22 protein-coding genes are annotated in these 25,594 nt (G+C 68.5%); 5 read left to right on the top strand and 17 right to left on the bottom strand.

What is annotated here, in order from left to right; all coding sequences use genetic code 11:
• Positions 1-4: 4 nt before the first annotated feature.
• Positions 5-850 carry a dimethylargininase gene (gene ddaH / locus EIZ45_RS18015; RefSeq protein ID WP_107051121.1) on the bottom strand — a complete coding sequence of 282 codons (846 nt, stop codon included), beginning with the start codon at positions 848-850 and terminating at the stop codon, positions 5-7.
• A gap of 74 nt (positions 851-924) precedes the next feature.
• Here ddaH and EIZ45_RS18010 point away from each other — a divergent pair, with 74 nt between their 5' ends.
• From EIZ45_RS18010 to EIZ45_RS17995, 4 genes are all read left to right on the top strand, one after another.
• On the top strand, positions 925-1,368 hold the full coding sequence (locus EIZ45_RS18010) for an Lrp/AsnC family transcriptional regulator (protein WP_037712217.1): 444 nt from the start codon (positions 925-927) through the stop codon (positions 1,366-1,368).
• A gap of 51 nt (positions 1,369-1,419) precedes the next feature.
• Positions 1,420-2,181 (top strand): enoyl-CoA hydratase, encoded by a 762-nt coding sequence (locus EIZ45_RS18005; RefSeq protein WP_043827733.1) that lies wholly within the window; start codon positions 1,420-1,422, stop codon positions 2,179-2,181.
• Between the two features lie 286 nt (positions 2,182-2,467).
• Positions 2,468-4,396, top strand: coding sequence for a 2-oxoacid:acceptor oxidoreductase subunit alpha (locus tag EIZ45_RS18000; protein ID WP_134663697.1), 1,929 nt, complete (start codon positions 2,468-2,470; stop codon positions 4,394-4,396).
• Positions 4,393-5,457, top strand: a complete 1,065-nt coding sequence (locus EIZ45_RS17995; RefSeq protein ID WP_037816355.1) for a 2-oxoacid:ferredoxin oxidoreductase subunit beta — start codon at positions 4,393-4,395, stop codon at positions 5,455-5,457. Before EIZ45_RS18000 ends, EIZ45_RS17995 begins: the two co-directional genes overlap by 4 nt.
• 63 nt (positions 5,458-5,520) lie before the next feature.
• Here the strand turns inward: EIZ45_RS17995 and EIZ45_RS17990 are convergent, their stop codons facing one another.
• On the bottom strand, positions 5,521-6,951 hold the full coding sequence (locus EIZ45_RS17990) for a LapA family protein (RefSeq protein WP_134663696.1): 1,431 nt from the start codon (positions 6,949-6,951) through the stop codon (positions 5,521-5,523).
• A gap of 12 nt (positions 6,952-6,963) precedes the next feature.
• On the bottom strand, positions 6,964-8,001 hold the full coding sequence (locus EIZ45_RS17985) for a polyprenyl synthetase family protein (protein ID WP_037816359.1): 1,038 nt from the start codon (positions 7,999-8,001) through the stop codon (positions 6,964-6,966).
• Positions 8,002-8,261: 260 nt separating this feature from the next.
• On the opposite strand from EIZ45_RS17985, the gene EIZ45_RS17980 reads away from it, so the two are divergent.
• On the top strand, positions 8,262-8,912 hold the full coding sequence (locus tag EIZ45_RS17980; protein ID WP_037816361.1) for a hypothetical protein: 651 nt from the start codon (positions 8,262-8,264) through the stop codon (positions 8,910-8,912).
• 574 nt (positions 8,913-9,486) lie between these two features.
• Here the strand turns inward: EIZ45_RS17980 and nuoN are convergent.
• From nuoN to EIZ45_RS17910, 14 genes are read right to left on the bottom strand one after another with little or no spacing between them, the layout of a single operon-like run.
• Positions 9,487-11,052, bottom strand: a complete 1,566-nt coding sequence (gene nuoN, locus EIZ45_RS17975; RefSeq protein WP_199818108.1) for an NADH-quinone oxidoreductase subunit NuoN — start codon at positions 11,050-11,052, stop codon at positions 9,487-9,489.
• A gap of 12 nt (positions 11,053-11,064) precedes the next feature.
• Complete coding sequence (locus tag EIZ45_RS17970; protein WP_037818895.1) at positions 11,065-12,615, bottom strand: NADH-quinone oxidoreductase subunit M; 1,551 nt, start codon at positions 12,613-12,615, stop codon at positions 11,065-11,067.
• A gap of 1 nt (position 12,616) precedes the next feature.
• Complete coding sequence (gene nuoL / locus EIZ45_RS17965) at positions 12,617-14,524, bottom strand: NADH-quinone oxidoreductase subunit L (protein WP_134663695.1); 1,908 nt, start codon at positions 14,522-14,524, stop codon at positions 12,617-12,619.
• Between the two features lie 13 nt (positions 14,525-14,537).
• The gene (gene nuoK, locus EIZ45_RS17960; RefSeq protein ID WP_033291119.1) at positions 14,538-14,837 is read right to left on the bottom strand and encodes an NADH-quinone oxidoreductase subunit NuoK; all 300 of its coding nucleotides are present in this window, start codon (positions 14,835-14,837) and stop codon (positions 14,538-14,540) included.
• Positions 14,834-15,712, bottom strand: a complete 879-nt coding sequence (locus EIZ45_RS17955; protein WP_167754425.1) for an NADH-quinone oxidoreductase subunit J — start codon at positions 15,710-15,712, stop codon at positions 14,834-14,836. The genes nuoK and EIZ45_RS17955 overlap by 4 nt, the downstream gene beginning before the upstream one ends.
• Entirely contained in the window at positions 15,709-16,254 is a 546-nt protein-coding gene (nuoI, locus tag EIZ45_RS17950; RefSeq protein WP_037818891.1) for an NADH-quinone oxidoreductase subunit NuoI, read from the bottom strand. Before nuoI ends, EIZ45_RS17955 begins: the two co-directional genes overlap by 4 nt.
• Positions 16,241-17,587: an NADH-quinone oxidoreductase subunit NuoH gene (gene nuoH / locus EIZ45_RS17945; RefSeq protein ID WP_037818889.1), complete on the bottom strand. Its 1,347-nt coding sequence runs from the start codon at positions 17,585-17,587 to the stop codon at positions 16,241-16,243. Before nuoH ends, nuoI begins: the two co-directional genes overlap by 14 nt.
• Positions 17,584-20,046: an NADH-quinone oxidoreductase subunit G gene (locus EIZ45_RS17940; RefSeq protein ID WP_134663694.1), complete on the bottom strand. Its 2,463-nt coding sequence runs from the start codon at positions 20,044-20,046 to the stop codon at positions 17,584-17,586. Before EIZ45_RS17940 ends, nuoH begins: the two co-directional genes overlap by 4 nt.
• The gene (nuoF, locus tag EIZ45_RS17935) at positions 20,043-21,323 is read right to left on the bottom strand and encodes an NADH-quinone oxidoreductase subunit NuoF (RefSeq protein ID WP_134663693.1); all 1,281 of its coding nucleotides are present in this window, start codon (positions 21,321-21,323) and stop codon (positions 20,043-20,045) included. The genes EIZ45_RS17940 and nuoF overlap by 4 nt, the downstream gene beginning before the upstream one ends.
• Positions 21,323-22,186, bottom strand: a complete 864-nt coding sequence (nuoE, locus tag EIZ45_RS17930; protein WP_134663692.1) for an NADH-quinone oxidoreductase subunit NuoE — start codon at positions 22,184-22,186, stop codon at positions 21,323-21,325. Before nuoE ends, nuoF begins: the two co-directional genes overlap by 1 nt.
• On the bottom strand, positions 22,183-23,514 hold the full coding sequence (locus EIZ45_RS17925; RefSeq protein WP_037818884.1) for an NADH-quinone oxidoreductase subunit D: 1,332 nt from the start codon (positions 23,512-23,514) through the stop codon (positions 22,183-22,185). The genes nuoE and EIZ45_RS17925 overlap by 4 nt, the downstream gene beginning before the upstream one ends.
• The gene (locus EIZ45_RS17920) at positions 23,511-24,272 is read right to left on the bottom strand and encodes an NADH-quinone oxidoreductase subunit C (protein WP_037818880.1); all 762 of its coding nucleotides are present in this window, start codon (positions 24,270-24,272) and stop codon (positions 23,511-23,513) included. Before EIZ45_RS17920 ends, EIZ45_RS17925 begins: the two co-directional genes overlap by 4 nt.
• 6 nt (positions 24,273-24,278) lie before the next feature.
• Positions 24,279-24,827: an NADH-quinone oxidoreductase subunit B family protein gene (locus EIZ45_RS17915; protein WP_009072052.1), complete on the bottom strand. Its 549-nt coding sequence runs from the start codon at positions 24,825-24,827 to the stop codon at positions 24,279-24,281.
• 4 nt (positions 24,828-24,831) lie between these two features.
• Entirely contained in the window at positions 24,832-25,242 is a 411-nt protein-coding gene (locus EIZ45_RS17910) for an NADH-quinone oxidoreductase subunit A (RefSeq protein WP_037818926.1), read from the bottom strand.
• Positions 25,243-25,594: the final 352 nt, after the last annotated feature.

The raw sequence follows: 25,594 nt of genomic DNA, 5'->3' as shown, positions 1-25,594 counted from the left end.
CGTCCTACTTGCGGATCTCCAGCGTGCAGCACTTCGGCCCGCCGCCAGCCTTACGCAGCTCCGAAATGTCCACGTACACCGGCTCGTAACCCCGCTCAGCAAGCCGCGCGCCGAGGTCGGTCGCCTCGACCGGCAACACGACGTTGCGCCCGTCGGACACCCCGTTCAGCCCGAAGCATTCGGCATCAGCCGCCGTAGCGAGAACGGCGTCCGGGAACATCCGGCGCAGCACCCGCTGCGAACCCGGCGAGAACGCGTCCGGGTAGTAGACGACCTGCGCGGTCGTCGTATCCGTCGCCTCGGCCAGCACGAACAGCGCGGTGTCGAGGTGGTAGTAGCGCGGATCGATCAGCTGCAGCGACACGACCGGGACGCCGAGGACCTCCTGCGCCTCGGCGTGCGCGGCCGGGTCGGTGCGGAAGCCGGTGCCGGCCAGCAGCACCCGGCCGGTCCAGGCGAAATCGCCCTCGGCCTCGTTGATCTTCTCCGGCATGGTCAGGTCGCGGTAGCCGTGTTCGAGGAACCAGCGGCGGAAGTGCTCCGCCTCGGCGGCGCGCTGCGGGGCGCGGAATCGCGAGCCGAGCACGCGCCCGTCCACGACGGTGCCCGAGTTGGCCGCGAACACCATGTCCGGAAGGCCGGGTTGCGGGTCGATTTCCTCGACCGTGTGGCCGAGGCGGCGGTAGGTGTCGCGCAGCTCGGTCCACTGCGCGACGGCGACGTCCGCGCTGACCGGCTTCGAGGGGTCCATCCAGGGGTTGATCGCGTAGTCGACGGCGAAATAACGCGGCGGGCACATCAGGTAACGGCGGGGCGTGGGCACCCGCGGCGGCACAACCTCTCCCTGCATGCAACAAGGCTAAGGTCGACCTAATCTCGCAATCAATCGCTGTTCACTGCGTACCTGCGTGCTAAACATTGCGTGTGAACACCATCGACCAGCGAATCGTTTCCTGCCTGGTGGCCAACGCCCGCTCCAGCTACGCGGAGATCGGCAAGGTGGTCGGGCTGTCCGCCCCGGCGGTGAAACGACGCGTGGACCGGCTGCTGGAAACGGGCGTGCTGCGCGGCTTCACCGCGGTCGTCGACCCGGAGGCGCTCGGCTGGGGCACCGAGGCGTTCGTCGAGGTGCACTGCCAGGGCAACGTCACGCCCGGCCGGATCCGGGCCCGGCTCGAACCGTTGACCGAGGTCGTCGCCGCGTACACGGTGTCCGGCGCGGCGGACGCGATCGTCCACCTGCGCGCCGCCGACATCCACCACCTCGAGACCGCGTTGGAACGGCTGCGCGGGTTGGAAATCATCGACCGGACAGTGTCGACAGTCGTGCTGTCCCGGCTGCTGGAGCGGCCGCCGACGCCGTCCTGAGTGACGGTTCTAACCGGCAGCGGCACCCACGACCCTGCGATGCTGAGCGCCATGACCGACCGCATTCACAGCGAGCACGACCAGGGCATCGCGCTGCTCACCGTCGACGCCCCGAAAAGCCGCAACGCGCTCACCCTCGACCTCTCCGCCGAACTGGCCGCCGCGGTCGCGCGCGCCGAGGCCGACGAGAGCGTGCACGCCGTGATCGTCACGGGCGCCCCGCCGGCGTTCTGCGCGGGCGCGGACCTCACCGCGCTGGGCAAGGCAGACGCCGAAGGATTGCGCTCGGTGTACGCGGGCTTCCTCGCTGTCGCGGGATGCAGCCTGCCGACGATCGCCGCGGTCGGCGGGGCCGCCGTCGGCGCTGGTCTGAACCTCGCACTGGCCGCCGACGTCCGGCTCGTGGGTCCGCACGCCAAGTTCATCCCGCGGTTCCTCGAACTCGGCTTGCACCCCGGCGGCGGCATGACCTGGATGTCGCAACGAATCCTCGGTCCGCAGCAGGCGTCCGCGATGGCGTTGTTCGGCGAAACCCTTACCGCGGAATCCGCGGTAAGGGTGGGGTTCGCACTGCGCTTGGTGGACGGCGACCACGACGCATTGGTCCAGGCCGCCCGCGACCTCGCCGCCCCGGCGGTCGCCGCTCCGCGCGAGGTGGTGCTGTCCACCAAGCGGACTATGCGGCAGACGAGCGGCCTCACCGAACACGCCGCCGCGGTCGACGCCGAACTCGCTCCGCAGCTGGAATCGCTGGCCGCACCGGCATTCGCGGAGCGATTGGCGGCGATGAAAGCACGCATCAGCGGCCGCTGAGCACCGCCGCGCACAAATTCTCACATTCCGAGAACCCTCAACCTGGAGCAAACTGCTGGTCAGTGCCGTACCGGCGGCGAGAGACGCGCGTCACTCCGGACGCCGGGCCGATTCGCCCTACGATCGAAGACACCCCGGTGGGCACTCGGCCTGGCGACCCCACACTTGACCGCTCTGCGACCGCGGCCACAGGTGTGGCGAGTAACCTCGGAAGCAGGCCTCGGCGGGCTCCCCGGGGAGCCGACCCTGGCCCGCAGCACGCCGGGAGAGAGGGATTCCCTGACCCATGAGCACCAGTGCGAACGGCAGCGCGGCCGGGAACGGGCACGGCGCGCTGGCCGCGTCCCGGACCACCGAGGTGAACAAGCTGGACCGGGTGGTCATCCGGTTTGCCGGCGACTCGGGCGACGGGATGCAGCTGACCGGCGACCGGTTCACCTCGGAGGCGGCTGCCTTCGGGAACGACCTGTCGACCATGCCCAACTTCCCCGCCGAGATCCGGGCGCCGCAGGGCACCATCCCCGGCGTCTCGTCCTTCCAGGTGCATTTCGCCGACTACGACATCCTCACGCCGGGCGACCGGCCGGACGTGCTCGTCGCGATGAACCCCGCCGCGCTCAAGGCGAACGTGCGCGACGTCCCGCACGGCGGGACGATCATCCTCAACACCGACGAGTTCTCCAAGCGGAACCTGGTGAAGGTCGGCTACGAGACAGACCCGCTCGACGACGATTCGCTGTCGCCGTTCCAGGTGCACCGGGTCGCCATGTCGACGCTGACCCAGGGCGCGCTCGCCGACACCGGCCTCGGCAAGAAGGACGCCGAACGCTGCAAGAACATGTTCGCGCTCGGCCTGCTGTCGTGGATGTACCACCGGCCGACCGAAGGCACCGAGCGGTTCCTGCGCGAGAAGTTCGCGAAGAAGCCGGACATCGCCGAGGCGAACATCCTCGCCTTCCGAGCGGGCTGGAACTACGGCGAGACCACCGAATCGTTCGCGACCACCTTCGAGGTCGCGCCCGCGAAGCTGAACAAGGGCACCTACCGGCAGATCACCGGGAACACCGCGCTGGCGTACGGGATCGTGGCCGCCGGACAGCAGTCCGGGCTGCAGATCCTGCTCGGCACGTACCCGATCACCCCGGCCTCGGACGTGCTGCACGAACTGTCCAAGCACAAGAACTACGGCATCATCACATTCCAGGCCGAGGACGAGATCGCGGGCATCGGGGCCGCGCTCGGCGCGTCCTACGGCGGGGCGCTGGGCATCACGTCCACGTCCGGCCCCGGCGTCGCGCTCAAGTCGGAGACCATCGGCCTCGGCGTGATGACCGAACTGCCGCTGGTGATCATCGACGTGCAGCGCGGCGGGCCGTCCACCGGCCTGCCGACCAAGACCGAGCAGGCCGACCTGCTGCAGGCGATGTTCGGCCGCAACGGCGAATCGCCGGTGCCGATCGTCGCGCCGCTCTCGCCCGCCGACTGTTTCGACGCGGCGATCGAGGCCACCCGGATCGCGCTGAAGTACCGCACGCCGGTGCTGCTGCTGTCCGACGGCGCGATCGCCAACGGGTCCGAACCGTGGCTGGTCCCGAATGTCGAGGACCTGCCGGACCTGCGCGTGGAATTCGCGTCGGAACCCAACTCCGACAACGGGTCCGGCGAGTTCTGGCCGTACGTGCGCGATCCGGAGACGCTCGCGCGGGCGTGGGCGATCCCGGGCACGCCCGGGCTGCAGCACCGCATCGGCGGGCTGGAGAAGGCCGACGGCACCGGGCACATCTCCTACGACCCGGACAACCACGACAAGATGGTGCGGCTGCGCCAGGCGAAGGTCGACGGCATCGACGTGCCGGACCTCGAGGTCGACGACCCGTCCGGCGAGGCGCGCGTGCTGGCGCTGGGCTGGGGTTCGTCCTACGGCCCGATCGGCGCGGCCTGCCGCCGGGTGCGCAAGCTCGGGATGCCGATCGCGCAGGCGCACCTGCGGCACCTCAACCCGTTGCCGCACAACCTCGGCGAGGTGCTGGCCCGCTACGACCGGGTCGTCGTCCCGGAGATGAACCTCGGCCAGCTCGCCCTGCTGCTGCGGGCGAAGTACCTGGTGGACGTGCACTCCTACACCAAGGTCGCCGGCCTGCCGTTCAAGGCCGAGGAACTGCAGAACGTGTTCGCCGACATCATCGCCAACCTCGTTCCGGAGGGCGTCAAGTGACCGCCATCGATCTCGGGCTGCCGCAGTTGGGCGGCATCGACCTGGTGCCGACCACCGACGAACCGCAGAAGGCCAAGGACTACAAGTCCGACCAGGAAGTGCGCTGGTGCCCCGGGTGCGGCGACTACGTGGTGCTCAACGCCGTGCAGTCGTTCCTGCCGACGCTCGGGCTGAAGCGCGAGAACATCGTCTTCATCTCCGGCATCGGCTGCTCGTCGCGGTTCCCGTACTACCTCAACACCTACGGCATGCACTCGATCCACGGCCGCGCGCCGTCGATCGCGACCGGGCTCGCCACCACGCGCCCCGACCTGTCGGTGTGGGTCGTCACCGGCGACGGCGACGCGCTGTCCATCGGCGGCAACCACCTGATCCACGCGTTGCGGCGCAACGTGAACATCAAGATCCTGCTGTTCAACAACCGGATCTACGGGCTGACCAAGGGCCAGTACTCGCCGACGTCCGGCCAGGGCATGGTCACCAAGTCGACCCCGATGGGTTCGCTGGACACGCCGTTCAACCCGCTGTCGCTGGCGATCGGCGCGGAAGCGTCGTTCGTGGGCCGCGCGATGGACTCCGACCGCAAGGGCCTCACCGAAGTCCTTGAAGCGGCGGCGAAACACCGCGGTTCGGCGCTGGTGGAGATCTACCAGAACTGCCCGATCTTCAACGACGGCGCGTTCGATGTGCTGAAGGACAAGGACGAAGCCGCATCTCGGCTCATCCCGCTGCGCGCGGGCGAACCGATCCGCTTCGGCCCGGAAGCCGAATTCGGCGTCCGCCGCGGCGACTGGGGCGGCCTGGACGTCGGCAAGGTCGCCGAGATCGGCGAGGAAAACCTGGTGGTGCACGACCCGTCGATCGCGGACACGTCGTACGCCTTCGCGCTTTCCCGCCTCGGCGACCAGAACCTGAACCACGTCCCGACGGGCATCCTGCGCCAGGTCGAACGCCCCACGTACGACGACGCCGCACGGGCCCAGGTCGAGCAGGCGCGCGAAGCACGAAAGCCGGACCTGCAGGGCTTGTTGCGAGGCAAGGACACCTGGACCGTCGCATAGTCCACATAAGACAGAGGCCGCCATTCCCGAGATCGGGAGTGGCGGCCTTTGTCTTATGTGGACTCAGTGCAGCGGACGGAACCCGACCCGCTCAGCATCGGCGGCGCTGCGGAACCACACCTCAGCCACCATCTTCGGGAACTGCGGCGAATCCTCCCCGCAATACCGCAACGCCGTCACGCTCGCCTTCACGGTGAAACCCTCCGCCGGACGACCGCCGCCCGGACGCGGCATCGCCGAACCGGGTCCGAACGGTCCCGGCGGCACCGCGTCGTCCGCGGTCTGCCGTGCGGGCGGAGGTTCCGGAGCGGCCATCGCGGCCTGATTCGGTTGCACGGACGGCTCGAACAACGAACCGCTGTGTCCGCCGGCGAGATCCGGTTCGCGGCGCTCCACCGGGCGCATCGACGGCTGGATCGGCCGCGGCGGATCGAAACCGCCACGCGGGGATTCACGGCGCTGCCGCTTCGGCAAACCCTGGCTGCCTTCCGCGGTGTCCTCTGTGGACTCAGCGGCGACGGGCTCGACGCTCGGGATCAGGTGATCGGTCGACGAATCCTCTTCGAGGTGACCGACGGCCGACTCCACCGGTTCGGCGGGTTCCTCGAACGGCGACCGCTGCGCCGCTTCCGGCTGGTTGAACCAGTCCGGTTCCGGTTCGGGCGCGCGGCCCGGGCCCGGACGGAACAGCGAGACCGGCTCGGACTCCGAAGCCGTGCTGTCCAACGGAGTCGGGTCGAGCCGTCGCTCCAAAGAGGACAGACCGTCCGCCGGTTCGGCGAGATGCCGGCTCGGCTCCTCTTCGACGGGACTCTCGGAGTGATCCGCCGCGGGAACATCGGCCGGTTCCGGCATCCGGTGGTAACCGCTGTCGTGCTTGTCCGCCGACTCCGCGCCGCGGTGGTAGCCGCTGTCATGCTCGTCGGCGGGTTCTGCGACGCGGTGGTAGCCGCTGTCGTGGTCCTCGGCCGGTTCCGCGATGCGGTGCGAACCGGTGTCGACCGGCTGCAGGTACTCGGTGGCCGCGGCGCGGTAGGCCGAACCGGAGTCTTCCGGAGCGCTCTCGGCCGGGGCACTGTCGAAAAGCCCGTTCGCCGCTTGGTGTTCGCGAGCCTCGGCCTGCGCGAACGCCTCGTCGACGTCGTCCTCCGGCGCTTCCGCGGTGTCCGCGGCAGAAGCAACGGCCGGTTCCGGCGCCGTGCGGTATTCCGCGTCGTACTCGGCTTCCGGCTCGAAGGCGCTCGTCGCCTGGATGACTTCCGTCGGAGCGTGCTCGCGGCGGTCTCTGGTCCAGTCCTCCGCGGGCGGCGGCACCGCAGTGCGCGCGGGCGTGCTGGCCGCGGCGCGGGCCGTGTCGGCGTGTGCGCTCGCCAGTTCCGTTTCCAGTTCGCGCACCCGTTTGCGCGCCGGACGCGCCAGCACCAGCCAGGCGATGACCGCGCCGACAATGAAGGCCAGCAGGCTCCAGAGCCACACCTGCCCGAAAATGGACATTTCTCGCCCCTTTTAGAACGTTCGCGCGACCAGGTAGTCGGCGACCGACTCGCAAGCGTCGCGCGCAGGGGAAGCGGGCAGCGAGGCGAGCTCGGCACGTGCTCGGGAAGCGTAGTCGGAAAGGGTTTCACGCGCGCGTTCGAGGCCACTGGAACGGCGCAGCAGCTCGAGCGCCTCGGCCACCAGGTCGTCGTCGGTGATGGGGCCGGCGAGCAGCTCGACGAGCCGCGGGTCGGTGCCCGGATCGGCCAGCGCGTACAGCATCGGCAGCGTGCGAACGCCTTCCCGCAGGTCAGTGCCTTGCGCCTTGCCCAGCTCGACCGAGGGCGACGCGATGTCGATGACGTCGTCGGAGATCTGGAAGGCCGCGCCGATGATGTCGCCGAAGCGGCGCAGCGCCTGGATGTGCTCCTCGGCCGCACCGGACATCATGCCGCCGAAGCGTCCGGACGTCGCGATCAGCGACCCGGTCTTCTGCGCGATGACGGTGAGGTAGTGCTCGACCGGATCGTCGCCAGGGCCGGGACCGACGGTCTCCCGCATCTGCCCGCTGACCAGCTCGCCGAACGTCTCGGCGATGATCCGCGCGGCGTCCGTGCCGAGGTCGGCGACGAGCCGGGAGGCGTGCGCGAAGAGGTAGTCACCGGTGAGGATCGCGACCGTGTTGTCCCAGCGCGAGTTGACGCTCTCCGCGCCGCGCCGCATGGTCGCCTCGTCCATGACGTCGTCGTGATACAACGTCGCGAGGTGCACCAACTCGACCGCGGCAGCAGCGATCAGCACCTGCTCGCCCTGCTTCGGCCCGAACTGCGCCGACAGCAGCGTGAACAGCGGACGAAAACGTTTGCCCCCCGCCTCGACCAGGTGCAACGCCGCGTCGTGCACAGCGGGCACGTCACTCTTCACGACGTCCCGCAGCATCGTCTCGACGTCCGCCAGCCCGCCCGCGATGGCGCGCAGCAACGGCTCGTCCTGGATCTGCAGCCCGACGGTCGCGCGCAGGTCCTCTACAGCGCCATCCCGGGCCGCCCCCGGAGGTGGTGAAGACACAGACACGTCGGCTCCGCTCTCTCATGGCGCTCTTCGCCAGTCGGTTACCCCCTTCAGGGTAGTGGTTGCCCCGCGGCCTGCCTTTACCCGCTGTCCTGCGGAAACGGTGACGAACGCGACACTGCCGCCCCTGATGCCCGCGACGCCACGAACGGGTTGATCCGCGCTCCCGGACGGGTGATCGCCGCCCGAGGACGCAACGGGCGATTCGGACCTGCGGATAGTCGGGAGAGGGAGCAACACAGCCGAGGAGACCCGACATGATCATCAAGCGCACCGCACTGGCCGGAGCAGCCCTGGCCACCGCCGGCTTGCTCGCCACCGCCGGCACCGCCGTCGCGGACAGCCCGGCCGGAATCGCCGACATCGGCAACGCGAACTTCACGAAGTCCGGAACCACCATCTCCATCCCGACGCAAGCCCCGTGCGCCGTAGAAGGCCCGACCAGCGCCTCCGCAGCAGCGGTGTCGCAACCAGGCGTCCGCTTCGGCGGCGGCACGTCCTCCTGCACAACGGAGGTCACCGACCCGGCGAACGACGTCACCACCACCACGTCGACGGCGACCGGAAACAACTTCGAACTGTCCGCCCTGGTGAGCTCCGGCGGCAAACGAATCCGCATCTCGTCGTACACCGTGACCTGCAAGGCCACCCAAAGCGGCACGAACGCGAACTGGACCCTGAGCGGCCTGACCGGAATCAGCGGCCTGCCCTCGCCACTCCCCGCGAACTACACGAAGCCGCTGACGAAATCGGACGGCACGCTGCTGGCGAACGCGGTCTTCAACATCCAAACGCTGCCCGGCGACGGAAGCATGACCCTGACCATGCTGCGCATCGACTTCGCCCCCGCCTCGGGCGCCTCGGGATCGGTCACCGTCGGCCACACCGCCTGCGCTCCCACTCCCTGAAGCGAATGAGGGGAACCCTCACGGAACCAGATTCCCCCAGGGTTCCCCTCACGCCCCACAACCCGGGCCCCCGCACCGCGCGCCCCGCACCGCGATGCACCCAATGCGGCATTGGGTGCATCCCACGCACCCAATGTGGCATTCGTTGCGTCACACGCACCCAATGCCACATTGGGGCGCTAGCCCCCACGGCGCAGCGAGCGAAAGAGGCAGCGCCGCCCGGCACCCACGCACGCTCCACGTGCGAACCCCCGCGCGCACCACCACAAACCGCATCCCCCGCACCCATCCCCGCCTTGGGACGCAAGCCGCCCCACCCCAAACCGCAGCCAACCCCACATTGGGACGCAAGCCCGCCCCACCCCAAACCGCAGCCGATGCACCCAAAGCAAGGCACCCACACCTCCCCCACCCCCGATACGACGCCAAAAACACGGCGCGGGGGTGCTTGTCAAGGCATCTTTCCCGCCTTGACAAGCACCCCCGCGCCGTAGTGACAATCAAAAATCGGGGTGCCCACGCAACCACTCAGGGCGCAATGTCGCCGCCAGGCGACGAGCCGCCAAACCCACCCCTAAGAAGCAAACCCCCCAGCCCCAGCCCAGTCCAACGCAAAGGCCGGAAGAACCCCAAGCACCAACGTAACCACAACACCCAACGCAATAGCCGCAGTAGTAAACCCACCCGGCACAGTCACCGTAGGCCCATCAGCAGCAGGCTCGGAGAAATACATCAAAACAATAACCCGCAAATAGAAGAACGCAGCCACCGCGCTAAACACCAGCGCGACAACCACCAACGGCGCCATCCCATCCGACAACGCCGCCGAGAACACCACGAACTTCCCGACAAACCCACTAGTCAACGGAATCCCAGCCAACGCCAGCAAGAGGAACGTAAACACCCCAGCCAACAACGGCGACCGCTTAGCCAACCCAGCCCAAGCGGAGAGATGCGTAGCCTCCCCACTGGAATCCCGCACCAGGGAAACAACCCCAAACGCAGCCAACGTAGTAAACCCATACGCCAGCAGATAGAACAACGTGCTGGAAAGCCCGTCCTCAGTCATCGCAATAGCACCGACAAGCAAGAACCCAGCGTGCGCCACCGACGAGTAAGCGATCATCCGCTTAACATCCGTCTGCGTCAGCCCGAGAATCGCCCCGAGCGCCATCGAAATAATGGCCACGGCCCACATAACCCCGCGCCATTCCCAGCTAGTCGAGGAAAACCCGACACTGAGCACGCGCAGGATGGCACCAAACGCAGCGACCTTCGTACAGGCAGCCATAAACCCGGTAACCGGCGTAGGCGCACCCTGGTAGACGTCCGGCGTCCACGTGTGGAACGGCCCCACCGAACCCTTGAACAGCAGACCCACCACAAGCAAGCCAAGACCAGCGAACAACAGCGTGTCCGACCGATCCGACCCAGCAGCCGCGTGCGCGATGTCAGCCAGCTTCACCGAGTCCGCGTACCCGTACAGCAACGCCAGCCCGTAAAGGAAGAACGCCGACGAGAACGCCCCCAGCAGGAAGTACTTGACCGCCGCTTCCTGCGAGATCAGCCGACGCCGCCGAGCCAGCCCGCACATCAGATACAGCGGCAGCGACAGCACTTCCAACGCGATGAACATCGTCAGCAGATCATTCGCCGCGCAGAACGTCATCATCCCGCCGAGCGCGAAGAGCGTCAGCGGAAAGACCTCGGTCTGCGACGTAGTAGCCGACTGCGCGCGGTCCTGGACCGTACCGGGCCGGATCGCCGCCTGAGCCACGAACGCGCCGCCCGCCTCGACCTTCCGGTCCGCGATCAGGAAGACCGCGCCCAGGCCGAGCAGCAGCAGCGTGCCCCACAGGAACAGCGACGGCCGGTCCACCGAGATCGAGCCGGAGAACGTCGTCGTACCGGCCTTCGAGGAGGAAGAACCGGTCGCGTACAGGATCAGCGAAACCCCCGCGGCGAGGATCGCGACGAGGGAGATCGTCACCTGGATCCCCCACCGCGTGGCCTTCGGCGCGAACGCTTCCACCAGCACGCCGATGCACGCGACGCCGAAGACGATCAGCATCGGCAGCACGGCCGCGTAATCGACCGAAGGCACTTCCAGCGGCGCTGCCGGCGCTTGCGCCAGGAACATGTCGAGCACGGTTTACTTGCCTCCCTGCACGGCAGACAGCGTCGCCTGCACCGACGGGGTGATCGTGTCGAGCATCGGCTTGGGATAGAAGCCCAGTCCGATGATCAGTATGACCAGGGGCGCGAGGATCGCGATCTCGCGTTTGCCCAGGTCGGTAATGGCCTTGCGAGCGCCGAGTTCCGGCGCGATCGCGGTGCCCGGGCCCCCGCCGACGCCCACGAGAGCGTCGCCGCGGACCGGGCCTTGCATGATCCGCTGGTACAGCCACAGCACGTACGCCGCGGCGAGCACCATGCCCACGGTCGCGAGGATCGTGTACACCGGCTGGTCCACAAAGGACCCCAGCAGCACGAGGAACTCGCTGACGAACGAGTTGGTTCCCGGCAGCGACAGCGCGGAAAGACCGGCCAGCAACAGCATTCCGCCGAGCAGCGGGGTCACCTTCGCCATGCCGCCGTAGTCCGAGATCTTGCTCGACCCGCCGCGCATCACGATCAGGCCGATCACCACGATCAGCATCCCGGTCGACAGGCTGTGGTTCAGCATGTACGACACCGAGCCGACCATCGCCTGCTCGTTGAAGGTGAAGATGCCCAGCGCGATGAACCCGAAGTGGGCGATCGACACGTAGGCGATGAACCGCTTCATGTCGCGCTGCCCCGCCGCGAGGATCGAGCCGTACAGCACGCCGATCACCGACAGGATCAGCACCAGCGGCGCGAGCGCCTTGCTGCCCTCCGGGAACATCGGCAGGCAGTACCGCAGGAACCCGAACGTGCCGACCTTGTCGAGCACGCCGACGAGCAGCACCGCGACACCGATCGGGGCCTGGCCGGCGGCGTCCGGCAGCCAGGTGTGGAACGGGACCAGCGGGGCCTTGATCGCGAACGCGAGGAAGAAGCCGAGGAACAGCCAGATCTGCGTGCCGGTCGGCGCGTCGCGCACGACCGTCACCAGCGTGGCCCAGTCGAACGTGCCCTTGCCGAGCTTGTCCGAGGCCAGCGAGTACGCCCCGATCGCCGACGCCAGCATGATCAGGCCGCCGAGGAACGAGTACAGGAAGAACTTCACCGCCGCGTACTGCCGGTTCGCGCCGCCGTAGCCGCCGATCAGGAAGTACATCGGGATCAGCATGATCTCGAACAGCACGTAGAAGAGGAACACGTCGGTCGCCGCGAAGACGCCGATCGTGATCGCCTCCTGCAGCAGGATCAGCGACAGGAACCCGCCCGCGCTGCGGCCCGCGGGCAGTTTGTCGGTGAGCCCGAGCGCGCCGACGACGATCGGCACCAGGAGCGCGATCACCGCGATCATGATGAGCGAGATGCCGTCGGTGCCGAACGAGATGTGGATGCCGAAGTTCGGGATCCAGTCCATCGTGGTGGCCTGCTGGATGCGCTCGCCCGAGGGCGAGTAACTCGCCCAGAACGGGATGATCAGCAGGAACTCCACAATGGACACGGCGAGCGCCGTGGCGACCGCGGCCCGGTCGTTCCCCTTGAGGAACGCCAGCACCAGCGAGCCGGCCAGCGGCAGCAGGATGAGCGCCAGAAGCCAAGTCATGTCAGGAGAACCTCACCAGCAGAAGGGCCGCGAGAAGCAGGAACGTGCCGCCGAGCATGGACAGTGCGTAGGAGCGCACGAATCCGGTCTGCGTCCGGCGCAGCCGCCCGGACCCGCCGCCGAGCGCCGCGGCGAGGCCGTTCACCGCGCCGTCGACGCCGCGGTTGTCCACGTACACCAGCGCCCGCGCCAGCCAGGTGCCCGGACGGGCGACCAGGGTTTCGTTGAGCGCGTTGCCGTACAGGTCCTTGCGCGCCGCGCGGACCGGCCAGGACACCCGCTCGGGCTTCTCGAGCGGAACGTCGCGCGACGGGCGGAACAGCCAGACCGCCAGCAGCACGCCGAGCGCGGCCAGCACCAGCGTCGCCGCCGGGACCGTCCACGACGGGATCGGGGTGTGCTCGGCCTCCTCGAACTTGCCGACCACCGGGGCCAGCCAGTCGACGAACCGGTCGCCGATCGCGAAGAACGCGCCCGCGCCGACCGAACCGACCGCCAGGATCGCCATCGGGATCCACATGACCGGCTTGGACTCGTGCGGGTGGAAGTCGCGTCCGTCCGAGGACTTGATGTCCTTCCAGCGTTCCTTGCCGAAGAAGGTCATCATCATCAGCCGCGTCATGTAGAACGCGGTGAGCCCGGCGCCGATCACCGTCGCGAGGCCGAAAGCCCAGCCGCGCCAGCCTTCCTGGCCGAACGCCGCCTCGATGATCGCGTCCTTCGTGTAGTACCCGGTGAGGAACGGGAAGCCGATGATCGCCAGGTAGCCGAGGCCGAAGGTGACGAAGGTGATCGGCATCCGCTTGGCGAGGCCGCCGAACTTGCGCATGTCGACCTCGTCGTTCATGCCGTGCATGACCGAACCGGCCCCGAGGAACAGTCCGGCCTTGAAGAAGCCGTGCGCCACCAGGTGCATGATGCCGAGCGCGTAAATGCCCGGCCCGAGGCCGACCGCCAGCATCATGTAGCCGATCTGGCTGACCGTCGAATACGCGAGCACCTTCTTGATGTCGTCGTAGGCACAGCCGACGACGCACCCGAGCAGCAGCGTGACCGCACCGACCAGGGTGACGACCAGCCGTCCGTCCGGCGTCGCGGTGAAGATGACGTTGGAGCGGGCCACCAGGTACACGCCCGCGGTGACCATCGTCGCCGCGTGGATGAGCGCCGACACCGGAGTGGGGCCTTCCATCGCGTCCGGCAGCCACGCCTGCAGCGGGAACTGGCCCGACTTACCGCAGGCGCCCAGCAGCAGCAGGATCGCGATGGCGGTGATCGCGCCCGGCGGGATCTTGCCCTGCGCGACGCCCTCGAAGACCTGCGCGTAGCCAGTCGACCCGACGTACTTGAACATCAGGAAGATCGCCAGCGCGAGCCCGACGTCGCCGACGCGGTTCATCAGGAACGCCTTCTTCGCCGCGGTCGCCGCGGACGGGCGGTTCTGATACCAGCCGATCAGCAGGTACGAGGCGAGGCCCACGCCCTCCCAGCCGAGGTACAGCGTCACGAAGCTGTTGCCCAGCACCAGGATCAGCATCGAGGCGACGAACAGGTTCAGGTACGCGAAGAAGCGGTACCGGCCCTCGTCGTCGGCCATGTAGCCGATCGAATAGAAGTGGATCAGCATGCCGACGCCGGTGATCAGCAGCACGAACGTCAGCGACAGCGCGTCGATGCGCAGCCCGAAGTCCACTTGCAGCTGGGTCACCGGGATCCAGGAGTAGACCTTGGTGTCGGTGACCGAGCCGCTGTCGGTGGAGAAGAACAGGATCACGGCGTACACGAAGGCGAGCGTGACGGTGGCACAGCCGAGCAGGTGCCCCCACGCTTTCGCGCGTTTCCCGGATAGGAGCAGGACGAGGGCGCCGAGGGCGGGAAGGGCCACCAGCAGCCACGATGATGCGGTCACTCGGTCGTCTCCCTCAGTACTTCAGCAGGTTCGTGTCGTCGACCGAGGCCGAGCGGCGGGTGCGGAAGATCGCCATGATGATCGCCAACCCCACCACGACTTCGGCGGCCGCGACGACCATCACGAAGAACGCCATCACCTGGCCGTGCAGCCCGCCGTTGATGCGGGCGAAGGTGACCAGGGTCAGGTTCACCGCGTTCAGCATCAGCTCGATGCACATGAACACGACGATCGCGTTGCGGCGGACCAGCACGCCCACCGCGCCGATGCAGAACAGCAGCGCGGACAGCAGCAAGTAATAGCTCGGGGTCACTTTCCTTCCCCTTCTTCTTCCTCGGCGGGCTCGGCCTTGTCGACGCCGCCGACCAGTGCGTGCGCGTCGGGCTTGGGGCCCTCGTCCGCGATGAGCTTGCGCTCGCGCATGAGCCGGATCGCCGAGGTGGATTCGATGATCTCCGACAGCGACTCCGGCGCGACCGAACCGTCCGGCAGCAGCGCCGGGGTCGACACCGAACTGGCGGTGGCGAAGACGCCGGGGCCGGGCAGCGGCGACGGGCGGTCGTGCTCGCCGCGGAAGCGCAGCTTGACCAGTTCGCGCTGGGAGAGCTTGCTCTTGCCGCTGCGGCCGGTGAAGGCCAGCACCATCGCGCCGAGCGCGGCGGTGATCAGCAGCGCCGAGGTGAGCTCGAACGGGAACAGGTACTGGGTGAAGATCAGCCTGCCGAGACCGCCGGGGCCGCCGCCGGTCTGCTGGTACGGGTCGAGCGGCTTCGCCGGGGTCACGTTCACCATCGCGCGGAACACGCCCGCGGCGATCAGGGCGGCGAGCCCGATGCCGAGCACCCCGGCGGCGAGCCGTTGCCCGCGAAGGACTTCGACCACCGAGTCCGAGCTGTCCCGGCCGACCAGCATCAGCACGAACAGGAACAGCATCATGATCGCGCCGGTGTAGACGATGATCTGGGTGAACCCGAGGAACGGCGCGGACTGCGTCATGTACAGCGCGCCGAGCGTCAGCATCGTGAGCACCAGCCACAGCGCCGAGTGCACGGCGTTGCGGGAGAAGATCATCCCGAGCGCGCCCAGCAGCGAGAGCGGGCCGAGGATCCAGAACGCGATGGCCTCGCCGGTCGTCACGGACGCGTCGACGCCGGACGCCGGCGCCTGCGCGAGAAGGGCGGCGATCACTTCTTCGCCTCCTGCTGCTGCGCGTTCGCGGCCAGCTCGGGACCGTTCACGTAGTAGTCCTGCTCGTTGTCGCCGAGCCGCATCGGGTGCGGCGGCTGCTCCATGCCCGGCAGCAGCGGGGCGAGCAGGTCTTCCTTGGTGTAGATGAGCCGCTGCCGGTCGTCGTCGGCCAGCTCGTAGAAGTTGGTCATGGTCAGCGACCGCGTCGGGCACGCCTCGATGCACAGGCCGCAGCCGATGCAGCGCAGGTAGTTGATCTGGTAGTCCGCGCCGTAACGCTCGCCGGGCGAGTACCGCGCCTCTTCGGTGTTGTTGCCGCCCTCGACGAAGATCGCGTCCGCCGGGCACGCCCACGCGCACAGCTCGCAGCCGACGCACTTCTCCAGCCCGTCCGGATGCCGGTTGAGCTGGTGGCGGCCGTGGTAGCGGGGCGCGGCCGGGGCGCCTGCCTCGGGGTACTCCTCGGTCGCGACCTTCTTGAACATCATCCCGAAGGTGACGCCGAATCCCTTGATGGGATTGAGGAAGTCAGTTGCCGCCATCTTCTGTTCCTTCCTGTGCGGCCGCCGCGGTGACGCCGGCCGGCTTGCGCCGCGCGGCCTTCGCCTCCGCCTTGGCCAGCGCCTTCTGCCGCGGCGTCGCGTCCGGGACCCGCAGGTCGAGCGGCGGCAGCGGGTAGCCGCTTCCGGCCAGGTCCACGTAATCCGATTCGGGCAGCTTCTTGTCCGGCAGCGCGAGGCTCAGCAGCACGAGCACCACCAGCACGATGCCGACGCCGACGAGGATCTGCGGCCAGCTCCACTGGACCGTCTTGATCGCGACCACGACCACGATCCACACCAGGTTGACCGGGACCAGGACCTTCCAGCCCAGCCGCATGAACTGGTCGTAGCGCAGCCGCGGCAGCGTGCCGCGCAGCCAGATGAAGCCGAACAGCAGGATGAACGTCTTGGCGAAGAACCAGAGGACCGGCCACCAGTTCTGGTTCAGCGCCGAATCGTCGCCGACGAACGGGAACCGCCAGCCGCCGAGGAACAGCGTGGTGCAGAACGCGGAGACGATCACCATGTTGACGTACTCGGCGAGGAAGAACATCGCGAACTTCATCGAGCTGTACTCGGTGTGGAAGCCGCCGACCAGCTCGGATTCGGCCTCCGGGAGGTCGAACGGCGCGCGGTTCGTCTCGCCGACCATCGAGATCACGTAGATCACGAAGCTCGGGATGAGCATGTAGAAGTACCAGCCGTGCGACTGCGCCTGCACGATTTCCGACGTCTGCAGCGAACCGGAGTACAGGATCACCGCGACGATCGAGAGGCCCATCGCGATCTCGTAGGAGATCACCTGCGCCGCCGAGCGCATGCCGCCGAACAGCGGGTACGGCGAACCGGAAGCCCAGCCCGCCAGCACGATGCCGTACACGCCGACCGACGAGCAGGCGAGGATCACCAGCACGCCGACTGGCAGGTCCATCAGCTGCAGCACCGTCCGGTGCCCGAAGATCGAGACGACCGGGCCGAACGGGATGGCCGACAGCGCGATCAGCGCGGGGACCGCGGACAGCACCGGCGCGAGGAAGTACACCTTGCGGTCGGCGGTGTCCGGGATGATCTGCTCCTTGAACGGGAGCTTGATCGCGTCGGCGAGCGACTGCAGGTAGCCGCCGGGGCCGACCCGGTTGGGGCCGGGCCGGTTCTGCATCCGGCCGATCGCCTTGCGCTCCCACACGATCAGGAAGATCGTCAGGACCGGCCCGATCAACAGGACCACGACCGCCTTGATCAGGACGAGCCACCACGGGTCGTCGGCGATGAGCCGAGCCCGTTCCGCGGCGTCCGGGTACGCGGCGAGGAACTGCGTGAGCTGCGGGCTCACTGGTCACCTCCGGAGATCTGCACGAGCGCGCCGTGTCCGGCGGCGAGTGCGGCGCGGACGGCCGAGCCGTCGGAGTTGCCGGGCAGCCACACCACGCCGTCCGGCAGGTCGGCGACCTCGACCGGCAGGGTGATCGACCCGCGCTCGTTCGACACCCGGACCGTTCCGCCCAGGCCCTCGGCGGTCTTCGCCGAAAGCCGGGCGACCGGCGGCCGCTGGGTGCCCTTGAGGTGCGGTTCGTCGTCCTGCAGCGAGCCGTTGTCGATCAGCTGCCGCCAGGTGGCGAGCACTGCCTTGCCGTTCGGGACCGGGGCCGCCGCGGCGGCGACCGACGGCGCGGCCACCGAGGCGGCGACCGGCGCGAGCTTCGCGAAGTCGCCCGCGGCGGCGGCCGGGGTCTGGGTGAACAGGTCGGCGTCCATTTCGACGGCCAGGGTGTCGAGCACGCGGCCGTCGGAAAGGGAACCGGTGCCCTCCAGCGTGGTGTCGAACTCGCGGCGGCGGCCCTCCCAGTTGAGGTAGCTGCCGGACTTCTCGACCGCCGGGGCGATCGGCAGGACCACGTCGGCCCGTTCGGTGACCTCGCTCGCCCGCAGTTCCAGGCTGACCACGAACCCGGCGTTGTCGAGCGCGCGGCGGGCCAGGTCCGGGTCGGGCAGGTCGTTCGGGTCCACGCCGCCGACCACCAGCGCGTCCAGCTGTCCACCGGAAGCGGCCTGGAGGATGCCGGTGACGTCGCGGCCCGGTTCGGCCGGAAGCTCGGCGCCCCACTGCTTGCCGACCTCGGCGCGGGCCGCCGCATCGGCGACCGAGCGGCCGCCCGGCAGAAGCGTGGGCACACAACCGGTTTCGAGCGCGCCCCGGTCGCCCGCGCGGCGCGGGATCCACGCCAGCCGGGCTCCGGTGCGAGCGGTGAGCCGCACCAGCGCGGAGAACAGGCCGGGGATTTCCGCGGCCCGCTCGCCGACCAGGATCACCGCGCCCTCGCCGCTGAGCGCCGCGTCGACGTCGGCCGCGTGCTGCGCGATGCCGTCCACCGCGGCCGCTTCGCCGCCGGGGACGCAGGCCAGCAGTTCGCCGAAGGTCTTGCGCACCGAGGAGGTCGTCCACTGTCCCAAGTGGACGACGCGGGTGCGGTTCTTGCGGGCCGCCTTGCGCAGCCGCAGGAACACGATCGGCGCTTCGTCCTCGGGCTCGAACGCCACGCACAGCACCGTCTTGGCCCGTTCGATCTCGCCGAACGTCACGCCGGTTTCCGGCGTGGTGCCCACGACCGTCGACCCGAGGAACGCGAGCTCCTCGTCCGAGTGCGCGCGGGTGCGGAAGTCGATGTCGTTGGTGCGCAAGGCGATCCGGGCGAACTTCGAGTACGCGTAGGCGTCCTCGACAGTCAGCCTGCCGCCGGTGAGCACCGCGCCGCCCTTGCCCTCGCGGGCCTTCAGCAAGCCTTCCGCGGCGGTCCGGAGCGCGTCGGTCCAGGACGCTTCCTCCAGCTCACCGTCGGCGTTGCGGACGAGCGGACGGCGGATCCGGTCACCGGCATGCACGTAGCGGAACGCGAACCGGCCCTTGTCGCACAGCCATTCCTCGTTCACCTCCGGGTCGTCGCCCGCCAGCTTGCGCTGGACCTTGCCGCGCCGGAAGTCGGTGCGCTCGGCGCAGCCGGACGAGCAGTGCTCGCACACGCTCGGCGAGGAGACGAGGTCGAACGGCCGCGACCGGAACCGGTACGCCGCGCTGGTGAGCGCGCCGACCGGGCAGATCTGGATCACGTTGCCGGAGAAGTAGCTCTGGAACGGTTCGCCGCCGGTGGTCCGCGACGCCAGATCCAGTACGTCGGCGGTTTCCGCGGTGCCGATCTGCTGGTGCGCGCCGCGTTCGAGCAGCGCGATGAACGGGTCGCCGGCGACCTGGTCGGAGAACCGGGTGCAGCGCTGGCACAGCACGCAGCGTTCCCGGTCCAGCAGCACCTGCGACGAGATCGGCAGCGGCTTCGGGAACGTGCGCTTGGTGTCCACGAACCGCGATTCCGCGCGGCCGTGCGCGAGCGCCTGGTTCTGCAGCGGGCACTCGCCGCCCTTGTCGCAGATCGGGCAGTCCAGCGGGTGGTTGATGAGCAGCAGCTCCATCACGCCCTGCTGCGCCTTGTCCGCGACCGGCGAGGTGAGCTGCGTCTTGACCACCATGCCGTCGGCGACCGTCATCGTGCACGAGGCCTGCGGCTTCGGCATCGGACGGCCGCCCATTTCGACCTCGACCAGGCACTGGCGGCACGCGCCCGCCGGGTCGAGCAGCGGGTGGTCGCAGAAGCGAGGGATGCTGGTGCCGAGCCGTTCGGCGGTGCGGATCAGCAGCTCGCCCTTGGGCGCGATGACCTCTTCGCCGTCGATGGTCAGCTTGACGTAGCCCTCGGGGACCGGCGTTTCCGCCGTTTCGGGCTTGTCGGGGGCGATCGTCATGCCTGCGCTCCCACCAGTTCTCGCTTGTTGCTCTCACACAAGGCCAGGAACTCGTCCCGGAAGTACTTGATGCCGCTCTGGATCGGCGACACCGCGCCGTCGCCGAGCGCGCAGAACGAGCGGCCGAAGATGTTGTCGCACACGTCGAGGAGGGTGTCGATGTCCTCCTCGGTGCCGTGGCCCTCGACCATCCGCTCCAGGATCTGCGCCAGCCAGTACGTGCCCTCGCGGCACGGCGTGCACTTGCCGCAGGACTCGTGCTCGTAGAACTGCGTCCACTTCATGACCGCCCACGGCACCGAAACGGTCTCGTTGAAGACCTGCACCGCGGTGGTGCCGAGCATCGAACCGGCCTCGGCCGCGCCCTCGAAGTCGAGCGGGACGTCGAGGTGCTCGGCGGTGAACATCGGCGTCGACGAACCGCCGGGCGTCCAGAACTTGAGCGGGATGCCGTCCTTCATTCCGCCGGCCAGCTCCAGCAGCTCGCGCAGCGTGGTGCCGAGCGGGCACTCGTACTGGCCGGGCTTCTCGACGTGTCCGGAGATCGAGTAGATCTTCGGACCGGGCGACTTTTCGCGGCCCATCTCGCGGAACCACGACGAACCGGCGTTGATGATGTACGACGCGGACGCGATGGTCTCGACGTTGTTCACCGTCGTCGGCGCGGCGTACAGACCGGCGGCCGCGGGGAACGGCGGCTTGAGCCGGGGCTGCCCGCGACGGCCTTCGAGCGAGTCCAGCAGCGCGGTTTCCTCGCCGCAGATGTACGCGCCGGCCCCGGCGTGCACGGTCAGCTCGAGGTCCCAGCCGGAGCCGAAGATGTTCTTGCCGAGGTAGCCCTTTGCGTACGCCTCGCGCGCGGCCGCGTTGAGCCGGCGGATGCAGTGCAGCGCCTCGCCCCGGACGTAGATGAAGCAGTGGTGCGACCGCATCGCGTACGAGGCGATGATGCAGCCCTCGATCAGCGAGTGCGGGTCCGCCATCATCAGCGGAATGTCTTTGCAGGTACCGGGTTCGCCCTCGTCGGCGTTGATCACCAGGTAGTGCGGCTTGTCCTCGTTGGGCGGCATGAACGACCACTTCACGCCCGCCGGGAAGCCCGCGCCGCCGCGGCCGCGCAGACCGGAGTCCTTGACCACCTGCACGAGCTGCTCGGGCGTGGCGGCCAGCGCCTTGCGCGCCGCGGTGTAGCCCTCGAGCGCCTCGTACGTTTCGATGCGCCAGGATTCCGGGGACAGCCAGCGCTTCGTGAGGACCGGAGTGATGGGATCAGCCATTACTTCTTCTCCACTTCAGGAAGCGGAACATCCTGTGCACCGGGGGCGGACCAGCCGCGGTCAGCGGCGATCTGCGCGCCGCGCAAGGTCTCGACCGCTTGCGACGGACCGTCCACGGCACTGCGGTACGCGGCCTCGTCCTCGGGCCAGAACCCGGCGAGCTGCCGCTCCGCGCCCTTGAAGTCGGTCAGCGCCGCACCGCGCGTCGGGGCGGGCTTTTTGCCTGCCTGCAACGCGTCCACGAGCGCGACCGCCTGGTCCGGCGTCTGGTTGTCGAAGTACTCGTAGTTCACCTGGATGACCGGACCGAGGTCGCAGGCGGCGAGACATTCCGCGTGCTCCAAGGTGATCGAGCCCTGTTCACCCGGCGTGCCCGCGGTTTCCTCGTGCCCCAGCGGCTTTTCCGCGGAACCGAGGTGCGTCTGGAGCTTCTGGTAGATGTCGTCGCCGCCGAGCGCCGCGCACAGCGTGTTGGTGCAGACGCTCACCAGGTGCTCGCCGCACGGGCGGCGCTTGTACATGGTGTAGAACGTCGCGACCGCGCTGACCTCGGCGTCGGTCAGGTCGAGATGCTTCGCGCAGAAGGCGATGCCTTCCTGGCTCACGTAGCCCTGCACCGACTGCACCAGGTGCAGCATCGGCAGCAGCGCCGAACGCGACATCGGGTAGCGGGCGATGATTTCCTTCGCCTCGCGGTGCGTGTCGGCGTCGAAGACGTCCGCGGCCGGTGTGTCGGCGAGGATTCCCTCGGCGACGGACGGGTCGGGCGCGATCGCGGCGACGTCGGTGTCGGCTCCCGCGGCCGCGTAGGTCTTCGTCGCGTCGTGCGGTCCCGGCTCCGGGACTGCGGTCGGGTTCGTCATCGGTCAACTCCCCCCAGAACCGGGTCGATCGAAGCGATCACGACGACGAGGTCGGCCACCAGGCCGCCTTCGGCCATCGCGGGCATCGCCTGCATGTTCACGAAACTCGGCTCCCGCAGGTGCACGCGCAGCGGGCGGGTGCCGCCGTCGGACACCAGGTGCGCGCCGATCTCGCCGCGCGGCGATTCGACCGGCGCGTAGACCTGGCCCGGCGGCACGTGGAAGCCCTCGGTGACGAGCTTGAAGTGGTGGATCAGGGATTCCATCGACTGGCCCATGATCTTCTTGACGTGGCCGAGCGAGTTGCCCATGCCGTCGCTGCCGATGGACAGCTGCGCGGGCCAGGCGATCTTCTTGTCCTCCACCATGACCGGGCCCGGCTCGGCCATCTTCGCGACCTGCTTCATGATCCGCAGGCTCTGGTGGATCTCCTCGAGCCGCAGCAGGTACCGCGCCCAGCTGTCCGCGTCGGTCGAGGTCGGCACGTCGAATTCGATCTCGTCGTAGCGCGAGTACGGCTCGGTCTTGCGCAGGTCCCACGGCAGGCCCGCGGCGCGCAGCACCGGGCCGGTGATGCCGAGTTCGAGGCACGCGTCCAGCGGCAGCACGCCGACGTCCTTGAGCCGGTTCCGCCAGATCGGCTGACCGGTGAACATCTTGTCGTACAGCGGAAGCCGCTTGTCCATGAGCTTGCAGAAGTCGAGGACCTTTTCCGTCCAGTCCTCGGGGAAGTCCTGCGCGAGCCCGCCGGGACGGATGAACGCGTGGTTCATCCGCAGGCCGGTCAGGTACTCCAGCAGGTGCATGGCTTCTTCGCGCTCGCGGAAGCCGAGCGTCATCGCGGTGGTGGCGCCGAGGTCCATGCCACCGGTCGCGATGAACACCAGGTGCGAGGTGATCCGGTTCAGCTCGAGGAGCAGCACGCGCAGCAGTTCCGCACGCGGCGGGGCCTTGATGCCCAGCAGTTTCTCGACGCCGAGGCAGTAGCACATCTCGTTGGACAGCGGGGCGAGGTAGTCCGCGCGGGTCACGAAGGTGACGCCCTGGGTCCAGTTGCGGAACTCCGCGCTCTTCTCGATGCCGGTGTGCAGGTAGCCGACGACCGCGCGCAGCTGCGTGACCGTCTCGCCTTCCAGCTCCAGCACGAGCCGGAGCACGCCGTGCGTCGACGGGTGCTGCGGGCCCATGTTGATGACCATGCGGTCGTCGTGCTGGGCGTCGCCGAGAACTTCGTCCCAGTCCCCGCCGGAGACGTGGTAGACGGGGCCTTCGGTGGTGTCCCGGACTTCCGCGTACTCGGCTTCCGTCGTTTCGTTGGTGCTGGTCACGAGTACGACCTCCGCTGGTCTGGCGGCGGGATTTCCGCGCCCTTGTATTCGACCGGGATCCCGCCGAGCGGGTAGTCCTTGCGCTGGGGGTGGCCGTCCCAGTCGTCCGGCATGAAGATGCGGGTGAGCCCGGGGTGGCCGTCGAAGACGATGCCGAACATGTCGTAGGCCTCGCGCTCGTGCCAGTCCGCCGTCGGGTAGACCGGGACGAGGGACGGGACGTGCAGGTTGTCCATGTCCATCGTGACTTCGAGCCGGATCCGGCGGCGGTAGGTCATCGACAGGAAGTCGTAGACCGTGTGCATCCGCTGCGGGACGTCCACGCCGTAGTCGACGCCGGTGACCGCCAGCAGCATTTCGAACCGCAGGCCTGGGTCGTTGCGCAGGACCTTCGCGATGTCGACGAGGTGCTCGCGGCTGACGTAGAAGGTGATCTCGCCGCGGTCCACAGTGGTCTGGAGGATCGCGGTCGGCGGGATCTTGTTGTCCGCCAAGGCGGCCATGAACTCGTCGGCGAACTCGTCGAACCAGCCGCCGTACGGGCGCTCCGCGGGCGGCGGGCTGTAGGCGGGCAGCCGCAGGCCGCCGTAACCGGAGGTGTCCCCGCTGCCGCGGACACCGAACATGCCCTTGCGCTCACGTCCGGCAACGACCGGTTCGGCCGCGCCGGGGCCGTGCGCTTCGAGGCCTGCTTCGGGCCGCTCCGCGCTGGACTGCGGGCCGCCGGTTTCGGGAGTCTCTTCGGGGTTCTCAGGCACCGGTGCTCACTTCTTCGCGTACTTGATCGAGGACGGGATCAGCTCGGTACGGGCCCCGCTGGCCGCGCGGATCGCGGCGCGGCGGGCGTTGATCGGCTCGTCCTGGATCTTGGCGTGCAGCTTGAGGATCGCGTCGAGCAGCATTTCCGGCCGCGGCGGGCACCCCGGCAGGTACATGTCGACCGGCACGATGTGGTCGACGCCCTGCACGACGGCGTAGTTGTTGAACATCCCGCCGGACGACGCGCAGACGCCCATCGAGAGGACCCACTTGGGCTCGGCCATCTGGTCGTAGATCTGGCGAAGGACCGGGGCCATCTTCTGGGTCACCCGGCCGGCCACGATCATCAGGTCGGCCTGGCGCGGCGTGGCGGAGAACCGCTCCATGCCGAACCGCGCGATGTCGTAGCGCGAACCGCCGACCGACATCATCTCGAACGCGCAGCAGGCGAGCCCGAACGTGGCGGGCCACAGCGAGTTCTTGCGTGCCCAGTTGACCAGTCCCTCGAGGCTGGCAAGAAGGATGCCGTTGGGGAGTTTTTCTTCGAGGCCCATGGGTTCAGTTCCAATCCAGGCCGCCGCGCCGCCACACGTAGGCGTACGCGAACCCGACCGTCACGATGAACAGCACGATCTCCACCAGGCCGAAGACACCGAGTGCGTTGGCGTTCACCGCGAACGGGTAGAGGAACACCATCTCGATGTCGAACAGGATGAAGAGCATGGCCGTGATGTAGTAGGCCACCGGCATCCGGCCGCCGCCGACGAGCGGCTGCGGCGACGGTTCGATGCCGCACTCGTAGGCAGCGGTCTTCGCGCGGTTGTACCGCTTCGGTCCGACGAGCGGACCGAGCAGCACAGAGAACACGGCGAACCCCGCCGCGAGCACGAAAAGCAGAACGAGCGGCAGATACACGTTGAGTCCGGGCGCCGCCGGTCCGGGATCGGCCTGCGCCAGCACGGGCACCATCAGCACGGGGTCTTCGCCATCCTTTCCGCGCCGCTGCGGGTTGTTCTCGGGTGGTGGTCCGAGTTCTCGGTTGCGCACCCTAAGGGAGCTGGGTCACACCGCCGAGGGTCAGGGCGCCCTTACGGCCCGTGTCCGACCCACCACCTGCTTGTGAAATAGTTCACAAGCGACGAGTCGCGGTTGTGAAGCGATTCACAAAGCATGGGGGGAGTGTAGGACGTGAGTCACACTCTTGTCCCGAGGGGTTGCGGACTAAGGCGGCCCTAACTTGACCCGGCAGTTCCCCAGGCCCACCCCCGGCCGCACTCGCGAGACCAGCGGTAAAGGCCAATTCAAGAACCGCGCCGAGCCC

The sequence above is a fragment of the Amycolatopsis sp. CFH S0740 genome, from assembly GCF_004522315.1.
Lineage (GTDB): Bacteria > Actinomycetota > Actinomycetes > Mycobacteriales > Pseudonocardiaceae > Amycolatopsis > Amycolatopsis nivea.
The sequence above is the reverse complement of the archived record's forward strand: the minus strand, read 5'-3'. Positions and strand labels throughout refer to the sequence as shown.